Consider the following 10477-nt stretch of genomic DNA (forward strand, 5'->3'; position numbering starts at 1 on the left):
GCCTCCCCTGCTTCCCCTGCTCCTTCAATTGGGTTATCCAACACATCATCTAGGCGAATTAAATTGCCCTCCATTTCCTGGAGGGTACTACCGAAGTTGACGAGATTGTTAACAGGCAGCAGAAAGCTCTGCATCAGTCCTTGAAAGGCTATAAGCATTCCGATGCTAAGATGTCCATCCATGACTCGTAAACCACCTACAACCAATAAAGCCATTGATGAGAGTGAAGACAAAAGTGTAGGTAATATTGAGAAAGTTTGGTTTGTCACCCCTAGTTCTTGCTGGGAATTGATCGCCTTGGTGTAGTACCCTGACCACCTCGAAAAGAAATCTGATTCCAACCCTGATGCTTTGAGAGTTTCTATACTTTGGAGAGCGGCAATCGATGCGCCCGCAGCTTTACCATACTCTTGAATTAATCGCTGATTAGCATCGACCCGCTGACGAGAGATCCACTGCAAGGTTAAGACATTTACAGCAGCAAAACTAGCTACAAGTAAAGTCAGTACCCAGTCATATTGGAGCATGACTATGGCATAAAAAATTACCATCACCGCATCAATGACTGTAGTCGCCAATCGTCCCGAAAGCACATCAGCAACTTGGTCGTTGAGACTGGTGCGGTTACTAATTTCACCTGCAAACCGTTGGGCGTAGAAGCTAACGGGTAAGCGCAGGATATGCCACAGAAAGCGGCTGGACATTCCTACAGACAGCTTGACTTTCAAGCGGCGTAGATACCGCAATCGCAGCAGGGTTAATACTCCTTGGAGGACTGCTGCGATCGCCATTGCCAGTAACAACGGACGCAGCCAGTGCTGTCGTCCTTGCACCAGGATTTCGTCTACAAACACTTGACTAAATACTGGTACTGCCAGTCCCACTAGTGTTAACAAAAATCCTGCGACTAGACAGTAAATTAAGACACCAGTAGCATCCTTTAGCCGTGACCACAGCGATAAAATCAGGCTAGGTTTACGTCCCCCTTTTTCAAACTCTGGCCCTGGTTCTACAACCAACACTACTCCGGTATACCCCTCGTCAAATTCCTGTTGAGACACCTTTCGTGGCCCAGTGGCTGGGTCGTTAAGATAAACCCAAGCAGAGCTAAATCCCTCTACTACTAAGAAGTGGTTGAAGTTCCAGAACACAATATAGGGAGGGCTGAGGTCTGGAAGTTGATCCAGTTCCTTCTTAAAGCCTTTTGCAAGGAGTCCATAGCTTCTGGCAGCTTTGAGGACGTTAGAAGCTTTGCTGCCATCGCGGGAGACTCCACACTCTCGACGCAGTTCTGGCAGAGGCACAATCCGACCATAGTAACCCAAAATAATTCCCAAAGCTGCGGCACCACATTCTACTGCCTCCATTTGCAAAAGCGTGGGTGTCTTTACCCGCTTACCTGGATTTTTCAACAGGTTTTGCAGGTACTGCAAAGGATTAATCGGTGCCACTAATGAAGGATTAGTAGATACCACTGACAGACCTCAAAATAGGTAAAACAAACGTAATCGGCGATCGCTCTTCCACCTTGACTCGCACAGATGTAGTCGTTCCAGAAGAGATTTTCAGCTGCGGGCCATCAGAAGAAGACCACTTGTAGCCGCTAAAAGTGGTAGAATCTGGCTGCAAGTCAGCAAATACTTGAATAACAGCCTCTTGCTTCTCACCCATGAGACCTGTCACCACTTCGGGATTGCCCACTACACTAGCGGCTGCTTCTCTGGTAATGGGAAATGGTGAGACAGTGGTAATCTTACCAACAATACCGCCAAAGCGTTCCCGTTTCACGGTTTGCGGTGTAATTTGAATCGTCATACCCCGTTGAATTTTCTTGCCCTCTCCAACCGGAAAATAGGTGATGCCAACCATTTTGTTAGATGAATTTTCTGCATCTATACTTCCTAAACGGGTTCCAGCATCAATCACCTGCCCCGTTGTAACAGTGATTTCTAAAATACGTCCTGAGTGTTGAGAGATAATCTGGCTGTTATTGCCTAGTTGTTGTTCTAGTTTGGCAATCTCTCGCTTGACTTCTTGAATCTCGTTTTTGCGGGTAGTTGCAGTTTGCAGGTCTTCTTGAGCTAGAGTAGCTGCTTTACTATTCTGTTCTTGCAATTGAGCTTGAATGTTTTTGATTTCGTTGAGATTTGAGAGATATTGCTGTTGTGCATCTGCTTCCTTAAGGTCTAGTTGCTTCAACTGAGATTCAGCTTCATCGATGCTTGCACGCGCATCGTCGTATTGTTGCCGCGCTTCTAAGACTACATCATCAGGAATTGCTCCCTCTGTCAATAGTTTCTGACGATTATCTAATCTCTTTTTATGAGTAGGAAGCAGCCCTTGGAGTGTTTCTAAGCGTCGCTGTAAATTTAGGCGATCGCGCCCGATTGATACCAGCCCTTTCTCCCTCAATACAGGTGTCAAATCCTGGACAATTTTTAGTCTTTGCTCAAGAGTTAGGCGTTGTTCTTGGATTGCTTTTGTATCGAGTTGCTGACGCTGCCCTTGTAATAAACTGGCGTTGCGATCCTGCTCCTCTAGTTGGGCTAGTTTAGCCCGCGCTAATTGTAATTGCTTACGCAGGTCAACTTGGTCAACCGTTGCTAATACATCTCCCTTTTTAACGACATCCCCAACATTCACATTCAAAGCAAGTAACTGCCCTGCACTTTTTGATTGCAGTGGCATAACGTTGCGTGGATAAATCAGTACCCCTTGACCCTCCACGGTAATTGGGATGCGTCCATAAACACTCCAAACCACGGCGACTGCTACCAAGGAACCTAAAGCCGTTAAAGGTAGCCAGCTTTTAGGGCTGACCACTTGCATTAATTGGTCTAGCCTTTCAGGTGAAGATAAACGCTCTAGTGACTCTTTTCGGAATAAATTTTGCTTGTGTTCAACCATTAATCCTCACTTTATTATTACGAAAATTGGGAAAACCCTTACTTCCGAAACAAAGCGATCAATTCCATTAAAACTGCAAATATTGCACCGCCCACAGAGGCATTTAGTAATGCTCTAATCAATGGCATTCCTTGAAATTTTAATACAATAACAAGAACTACTGTAAAAATTAAAAATCTCAAGGCAGCTTGAGTAATTTTTTTTGTTTTGAATTGTTTGAGCATCTCAAATTATCATCAATTTAGAGTTTATATTGAGAAAAAAAGCTGTAAAGTAAATAGATTCAAATCATTTCTATAGCAGTCAGATTTGATTCATGAACTGACGAGTGCAATTCAACTAATAGGAAATAGGCAACAATCAAAAAGGTTCTTTAAGCAATACTGAGTTTGTAAAACCCCACCCCCAAACCTTCTACCATCTGGTGGAAGGATACCGGAGGCGGGGAATGGTGCTTTGATTATCAGCAAAAAGAGAGCCGTAAAATATTACGGCTCAGGTACAAAACCTCCAACTGCAATACCACCAGCAGCACCAGCTTTAGCACCCTCTAGATTCCCAGTTGTAATATAGCCAACAGCACCACCAACAACACCACCTATGGCTGCACCAATAAGACCTCCTCCGGCAACTGCTTCTGCTTCTTCAGCATTTAGCTCATCTTCAGATTTGGCTTCGGCTTGCTCTTGGGATATTGGTAGTTTTGATTCTTGTGCTTCAGACAGTGGTAGTTTTGATTCTTCTAGATTAGACATTGTTCTTTCTCCATATTTTAACAATCTACAAGCATTTGCTGATAAATTTTTGTTGTTATTTATTAGTAACTGCTTGTTATAATCCAATACTAAAGAAAATTAATTAACTAAACAATCCACTATTTTTTGATCAGACTAACGTTTTTTTTGATAAAAAGTAGTTTTACAAATGCAATTTTTAATCAAGACAAAAGGTTTAATGAGTCTAAATTATAAAAAAATCCAGATTCTTTAAACCTGATTGAATTAAATATATATAAAAAAATGTGTTAAGCCAAAACCTAACACTATACATATTATCGAGATAAATCTAATTTCTTTTTAAACGGCTCAACATCCAATCAAATCTTGTTCCAGCCAGTGCCATGTTATCTAAAATATTGGCATCCAGTTCATCTTCATATTCAAGATTTTCATCTAATGATTGACCTTTGCTATAAATGCGTCTGCCATAACCAAGTCGGCTGAACATTTCCTGTAGGCGATTGGCAAGTAGGGTAGCAATCAGCCGATAAAATCGAGAAGCAAAACCTATATCCTGCTGTAGTTTTGCTGCTAATTGTTGTCGAGGAATTGACAACACAAGTGAGTCTTTAGTAGTTTTGACAGTTGCAAAAGGTAAGCGAGTATCAATGAAAGCTGTTTCTCCTACGATTTCGCCTTTTGATAATCTCGCTATCTCTCTGCTTCTGATTTCCTCACCCTCTAAAACCGCAAAGGCGCGAGTTAAAGGATTACGTTCATCCTCAGAAACAGAAACTGTCATTGTTCCATCCAGTAGGATATACAGTGCATCTACAGGCCCTCCTTCACGGATGAGTACTGTATTAGGGGCAATTTTTTGGCTACTTCCTGTAGCAATCAGCCAATCGATGTCACTATCATGCAATTGTTCCAAAACAAACAGCATATCTCTAAGCGTCTTGTTCTTAACAAGTTTGCTATGACCAAGTTGAGTAATTCTGTTTGCAAGTAGAATAGCGATCGCTCGATAAAATCGAGATGCAAAACCAACATCCTGCTGCAATTTTACCCTCAATTGCTGTTGAGAAATAGATATTACCACCGACTTTTGGGCAGCTTCAACAGTAGTAACAGCTGGGCGAACATTAAGAAACGGGATTTCTCCTACTATCTCACCGCTTGATAACCTACCAATCTCTCGTCCTAATGTTTCGCTATCCTCCATAGCTGCAAAAGCTTGATCTAGAGGATTGTTTGTAGCTTGTGACACAGTGATTGTGAATGTTCCATCTAGTATGATGTGTAGGGTATCGAGGACTTTTCCTTGCTGTACAAGGATAGTGCCAGCAGGTATCTCCTTTTTCTGACCCGTAGCGATCATCCAATTGATGTCGCTATTACTCAACTCTTTAAGTAGAACTTCTGTCATAACTCATATCAATTGTGGTTTAGATTTTGGATGCCCCTCTGCTCCTTTGCTCCCCTGCCTCTCTGCCTCTTTCAGACTTGTCCGCAATTGGTCTAGAATTTTTTGGATATATGAGTGTGCCTCAGAAGAAGCCAATTCCTCTAATGTTAAATAAGTCAAAGCTATTAACATAATCGGTTGATTATTGAGAGTTCTTAACTCCTGCCCATATTGAGCGTCAAAGCGCTCCAAATTCTCAGCAGCAGACTTCACCAATGCTTGTAGAATCTTAAATGCCCTTTCTGAAAGCGGCGGTTGACCTCGGTAATTTTGCAATCTGCCTCCTTCTCGGTAATCTGGAAACGACTCCAGCCCCAGAAAACGTAAAAACCAATCAGCCTGATAATGTCCGATAGCTGCCACAATACCTCTGTAGTCGGCAATCAGTTCATCAAGCAGATTATTCCGCATGGAGCCGAATAAGCGGTGTGTGAAGTAGTGAGTACATTCATGTTCTAGCCGAATAGTTAGGGAAATATGCCGCCATTCTGGTTCCGAAAGTCCGATGTCGCTGGCTGAAACATTGCTATAAAAACCGTCACTCAAAATAATCAACCGATCTTGATAGAGCTGCTTTTGTGGGATTAGTCGCCCAAATTCTTCTAACCAACTACTTTCGGAGCAGTTACCAAAATTTTTAGCTGACCATTGTTGGCGATACTGGCGAACCCGATCCCAGTTGTTGAAACCAGTAACTATGCAGGCTCCCATAGAAGCAGGGACTGGTAGTGGTTCATTCCGCATCGTTAACGCCTGTACCAAAGAAACAAAGTCCTCTCGGTTCCTGGTGAGCAAAACCGGGATAACTCCAGCCAAGCTTTGATGTAGGATCAAGTGGAGTTGTTCGGGTTGCTGCAAAATCAGACCAGTCGCCTCGACCATACCATCTACTGTCACACCCTTACGGGTAGCAGAGCGGTATACTTGGGTTTGGCTGATGCCTTCGAGTATAGGGAACTGTAACTGTACCAACTTGGTTGATAAAGCTTGAAAGACTCCTACCTCTTTAGCAAAAGTGGCGTATTCTTCCCAGACGGGTACATGAGGTTCGGGTGCAAGCGGAAACTTGGCACTTAGTGTTAAAAAGCTGTGATCAAAGGTGTTTTGATTGTAGGCAAGTAATTCTTCTATCTCCCTTGCAGTAGCACCATAAGAGGCAAGTACATTAGCACGAAGTTGGTGTTGATTGCTCAAAAGTGATTGCCTCCCACCAATACTTTATTTAACTCAACCCGATCCACAATCTGCCGAGCAATTTCTTGCACCGTCTGGCTAAACGGATGGTCAGCGTAACGCAGGCAAAATAAACCACTACTGGCTAGCTGAATTATCTCTTCAGAAAGAGGCACAATGCCAGCCACTGGGGTATCATAAGTCGTCTCCATCTGTTCTCGTAAAGTTTTGAAATCCATTGCGGGTAGCACCTTATTAACTACCAGCAGCATTTTGTCCACGTTTAATTTTTTCGCCACCTCCACCGTTACCGCAGTACCTTGGAAGTCTTGGCGGTCTGGACGCAGGATAACGACTAAGATATCCGAAATAGCGATCGCCAGTAAGGTTTCTTCATTCAAACCAGGGTGAGTATCAATCAATAGGTAATCCAGATTGAGATCGCGCATCAGATCCTCAAAGCCCTCGTTAAGTTTGCCTACGTCATAACCCTCGCGCAAGATTCGGGAAATTTCACCTGCCTTAATACTGGAAGGAATCAGGTAGAGAGTGCCATTTGCTTTAGATGTCTCCCCTTCTGCATTTAACGTATTACTGACATCGTATGCAGCATCCTTAATTACACAGCGTCCCCATAAGTAATCATTGAGGGAGCGGTTCATTTTTGACTCGTCTAGACCGAAAATAATATGAATCCCTGGTGATTGAATGTCGGTGTCAATAATACCTACACGTTTTCCAAGACGCGCAATAGTAGCGGCTAAGTTAGCAGTTAAATTTGATTTGCCCGTACCACCACGAAACGAGTGAATAGATACAATTTTGGACATTATGTCATACCCCAGTTATGTGAAAACTTCGATATAGTTGCTATCTGCGGATTTCTTCAATCAGCTACTTTTACAACGCGACCTTTAAGATTTTGTGCTTTTTGATGTAACTGCTGGAAATAGTCCGTTTCTGTTTCATCATTTTTGGCCATTCGCCCCTTGATTTTTTGCGCTTTTTGTTGCAGTTCCTGGAAATAATCTGTCTGTGTGATGTCAGCTACCTGACGTGCCTTTTTCGCTTCGTCAATTTCAACGTTTAATTCCAGTACTTGTTGTTTGAGCTTCTGCTCTCGCGCTTTCACCTCTTGAGCCATTTGTAGGAAAACACGTACTAATTGACCGATGTCGTCAGTTGTGTAAGACACTTTAGCTAACTGATGATCATCAAAATCATCCTGCTCTACCAGAGCTTGCGCTGCTTTTGTTAAGGCACGAATCGGTTTGGCAATGCTTTGCGCCAAGAGTAGGGCTATGATTGCTGCGATCGCTCCTACTGCCAGTAAGCTGCGGCTGTTCTGCCAAATGAGTTCATTTAAGGGAGCATCAAACTGGGCGTGGGCTTTGTTCACCCCTAACACCCAAGGTTGCTGTTGTAAGGGGGTAAAACCGAGCATTTGGTGCGTCTGCTCAAGGGGGGAATAATAGTTGGTGTGACCTGTCTGTTTAGCTCCGACGATTACTGCTGCTAACTCTGGAATGTTCAAGCTTTTGATCTGATTCACACCATAAAGCCTGTCAGTTTCACCCTGCTTTTGTTTCTCAGGTGGCAAGCGGGCTAGACTATGATAAAGCAGCGATTTATCAGGATGGCTAATGATCACCCCACGCTCGTCAATCAAGAAGGCATAGCTTTGAGAGCCAGCCTGCAATGCATTTACGATCTTCCAGATGTCCTCTCCCTTGATTTTTAAAACCGCCACTCCTACAATCTTGCCGCCCTCAGAGCGCACAGGGTTGGAGAAGTAGATGCCTGGTCGTCCACTCGTTGTACCTATTACAATGCTAGAGACATAAAGGCGTCCCTGGATGCTAAAGCGGAAGTATTCACGCAAAGCGTAGTTTTGACCAATGAATGTGGGATCGGTGGCGGCGAGGCAGCGCCCCTTTGTATCCATGACGTAGACAACATCATAGTCGGGGTTGGAGCGAAAGACGTTATCTAGTGTTCGTTGCATCGAGGAGTGAAAGGCTGTTTGCTTCTGGGGAGTGGTAGCAGCCAGAAAACCCACCACATCTTTATCAGTACTGACTTGGACGGCAACACGTTGGATGTCGAGAATTAGCTGGTCGAGGCGACTAGCGTTACTGGTGGCTAAGAGTTCCAGTTTGCGGTATTCGCTGTCCTCTGCACTCTTTAGGCTCTCTTGGAGGTTGTGATAGGTGGTGAAGCTCATCGGTATGAGCGCAACACAGAGCAGTGCTACCGAGAGTTTTGTCCTAATAGACCAGGCAGAGGGGTTAAACAACCGATGCATTTTATCAAAGCTGATTTGTTCTAAACCCGACCATACTCTGCTGGGTGGCTGGTAAGGGACAGCACTTACTCCGCCTGCGATCGCATCTAGCTCTGCATCACTGATATTATTATTTGCCAGGGCATCCCATTCTTGTGGTGTAAAACTATAGCCAGCAGCTAGTATAATCTTTGAGCGTTGATCATCGCTGGCAGCTTTTTGGAGTTGCTTTTGCAACACTTCATCCGTGGCTATCCGCTCGTAAAAGGCTCGTGCGCTTTCAACAGACATATATTTTAAGAGGCTATGATAATGAATTGCCTCAATCCCAGAGAGTAGCAGTAATTTCTGCCATGTCCAAGGACTGCTTCGCCTTAACAAGAACCTTTAAAAAGGCTCGCCGGTTTTGCCAACCAGAACGCGGTAGGATAGGATATTGAGCATCCGAAATACTATTCAAAGACTTAAAATTGTCGGTTCCTTCGTTGGGAAGTAATTCTTTCTCCCAAGCACCGGAATTACTTGTTTGGCTCATATTACACCTCTTGCTAGGGCGTAAGCAGATTTGGGTTCATCCTGCCAGCTATCTGACCACTGAATGCGATCGCTAGTAAAATGAAGTGGGTCTTTCTCTGGCCAAGGAGCGTCAATTGGCTCCTCAATCAGGGCAAACTCCCCATTATCGAAAGGAAGTCCCTGCGCCTGCACCTTCGGATAAACCCGCTCCCGCATCCCCTGCTTTGCCTGCTCTAAGGCGCGGTGGTGACAATAAGGATTGTTCCCTCTGCGATCAAAGAATACGTGCGCCGTCCAAGTGCAACCTCCCCGGCAAAGTTCAGCATACTCGCAGGTTTTACAAAATCCCCATAGGTGTTCTGTTCCTTTGGGAGTATCGGCATCGAGGTTAAATCGCAGTTCTTCTGTTTGCTCAACAATTTCCCTGAGAGAACGGTCTCGGATGTTACCACCAGTATAAGCTGCTGTGGGTAGTGAAGGGCAGCCTTTAATCGCACCATCTGCCTCAAGACCCAGTGTGGACAGCCCTGCACCGCAGCCTTGCCAAAATCCCCATTCATTCCCGCCTCCGCGCATCAGCCGCTCATACGGGCCGTAGTAGCCGATGTTATTACCAGGTTGCATCCTGACTCCTTCACGGCTAGCCCGCTTGCTCACACGGGCAAGCATTGGGTAAAGGTCTAGCAGTTCATACGGTTGGAGGAGAATATCTGCGTTATCTGCCGCATTGCCCATAGGAACTGTAAGTTGGATCTGCCAAGCCCTAGCACCCGCGTCACGGATCTGCTCGTAAATCAGAGGAAATTCTGGAGCAGACAAACGGTTGATTTGGGTGTTGCAGCCAAAATAGATGCCAACTTCTCGGAAGTGGCTCATGGTTTTGAATGCAGACTGCCATGAACCTTTTTTACCACGCAGGCGATCGTGGGTTTCTGCTGTGCCACCATCTATAGAAACAGAGACATTGACAATTCCTGCTTGCTTCATTCGGCGGGCGGTTTCTAGGGAAATGCCAAAACCGCCTGTAGTCATCTGACAGAGCATCCCCGCTTGGGTGATGGCTTGAGCAATCTCCAACCAGTCGGGACGCATAAAGGCTTCGCCGCCAATCAGCGTCACCTCTGTAATTCCCACCTCAGCCAACTGCCTGACTAAATCCAAAGCTTCTTCTGTAGAAAGTTCCTGAGTGCGGGCTTGCCCTGCCCTAGAACCACAATGGTTACAAGCAAGGTTGCACTTTAGGGTAATCTCCCAAACAGCATAACTGATTCTGCGATATTTCTCGGACATAATTTTTCCCTCCCTTAAGGGAATAAATTAAGTTATGTGTATGCTGTGTTCTATGATGTTTCAAAAGAGAAAATACACTAACGCCTGATCCGTGCTAATTCTGGAATAGAATGCCTTTGC

The 10477-nt window shown here is 44.7% G+C and carries 9 protein-coding genes; all 9 read right to left on the minus strand.

The window, feature by feature from the left end:
• Positions 1 to 1475, minus strand: a 1475-nt coding sequence (locus ACFE90_RS04620) for a cysteine peptidase family C39 domain-containing protein (protein WP_375498167.1), incomplete at its 3' end; no start/stop codon positions are given.
• Positions 1462 to 2907, minus strand: a complete 1446-nt coding sequence (locus tag ACFE90_RS04625; RefSeq protein WP_375498169.1) for an NHLP bacteriocin system secretion protein — start codon at positions 2905 to 2907, stop codon at positions 1462 to 1464. The genes ACFE90_RS04625 and ACFE90_RS04620, both read right to left, overlap by 14 nt.
• Before the next feature lie 488 nt (positions 2908 to 3395).
• Entirely contained in the window at positions 3396 to 3662 is a 267-nt protein-coding gene (locus ACFE90_RS04630; RefSeq protein WP_375498171.1) for a hypothetical protein, read from the minus strand.
• Between the two features lie 310 nt (positions 3663 to 3972).
• Positions 3973 to 5055, minus strand: a complete 1083-nt coding sequence (locus ACFE90_RS04635; protein ID WP_375498173.1) for a cyclic nucleotide-binding domain-containing protein — start codon at positions 5053 to 5055, stop codon at positions 3973 to 3975.
• A 3-nt stretch (positions 5056 to 5058) separates the two neighbouring features.
• Positions 5059 to 6288 (minus strand): DUF7005 family protein, encoded by a 1230-nt coding sequence (locus tag ACFE90_RS04640; RefSeq protein WP_375498175.1) that lies wholly within the window; start codon positions 6286 to 6288, stop codon positions 5059 to 5061.
• Complete coding sequence (locus tag ACFE90_RS04645) at positions 6285 to 7097, minus strand: MinD/ParA family protein (RefSeq protein ID WP_375498177.1); 813 nt, start codon at positions 7095 to 7097, stop codon at positions 6285 to 6287. Before ACFE90_RS04645 ends, ACFE90_RS04640 begins: the two co-directional genes overlap by 4 nt.
• Before the next feature lie 56 nt (positions 7098 to 7153).
• The gene (locus tag ACFE90_RS04650; RefSeq protein WP_375498179.1) at positions 7154 to 8842 is read right to left on the minus strand and encodes a Nif11-like leader peptide family RiPP precursor; all 1689 of its coding nucleotides are present in this window, start codon (positions 8840 to 8842) and stop codon (positions 7154 to 7156) included.
• A gap of 31 nt (positions 8843 to 8873) precedes the next feature.
• The gene (locus tag ACFE90_RS04655; RefSeq protein WP_375498181.1) at positions 8874 to 9086 is read right to left on the minus strand and encodes a hypothetical protein; all 213 of its coding nucleotides are present in this window, start codon (positions 9084 to 9086) and stop codon (positions 8874 to 8876) included.
• Positions 9083 to 10357 carry a nif11-class peptide radical SAM maturase 3 gene (locus ACFE90_RS04660; protein ID WP_375498183.1) on the minus strand — a complete coding sequence of 425 codons (1275 nt, stop codon included), beginning with the start codon at positions 10355 to 10357 and terminating at the stop codon, positions 9083 to 9085. Before ACFE90_RS04660 ends, ACFE90_RS04655 begins: the two co-directional genes overlap by 4 nt.
• Between the last annotated feature and the right edge of the window lie 120 nt (positions 10358 to 10477).

Source organism: uncultured Nostoc sp., from assembly GCF_964245445.1.
Classification (GTDB): Bacteria; Cyanobacteriota; Cyanobacteriia; order Cyanobacteriales; family Nostocaceae; genus Nostoc.

Bases quoted from the DNA above. Each gene is read 5' to 3' on its own strand.
- ACFE90_RS04625 (WP_375498169.1), bottom strand. From the start codon at position 2,907: ATGGTTGAACACAAGCAAAATTTATTCCGAAAAGAGTCACTAGAGCGT.
- ACFE90_RS04630 (WP_375498171.1), bottom strand. From the start codon at position 3,662: ATGTCTAATCTAGAAGAATCAAAACTACCACTGTCTGAAGCACAAGAA.
- ACFE90_RS04635 (WP_375498173.1), bottom strand. From the start codon at position 5,055: ATGACAGAAGTTCTACTTAAAGAGTTGAGTAATAGCGACATCAATTGG.
- ACFE90_RS04645 (WP_375498177.1), bottom strand. From the start codon at position 7,097: ATGTCCAAAATTGTATCTATTCACTCGTTTCGTGGTGGTACGGGCAAA.
- ACFE90_RS04650 (WP_375498179.1), bottom strand. From the start codon at position 8,842: ATGTCTGTTGAAAGCGCACGAGCCTTTTACGAGCGGATAGCCACGGAT.
- ACFE90_RS04655 (WP_375498181.1), bottom strand. From the start codon at position 9,086: ATGAGCCAAACAAGTAATTCCGGTGCTTGGGAGAAAGAATTACTTCCC.
- ACFE90_RS04660 (WP_375498183.1), bottom strand. From the start codon at position 10,357: ATGTCCGAGAAATATCGCAGAATCAGTTATGCTGTTTGGGAGATTACC.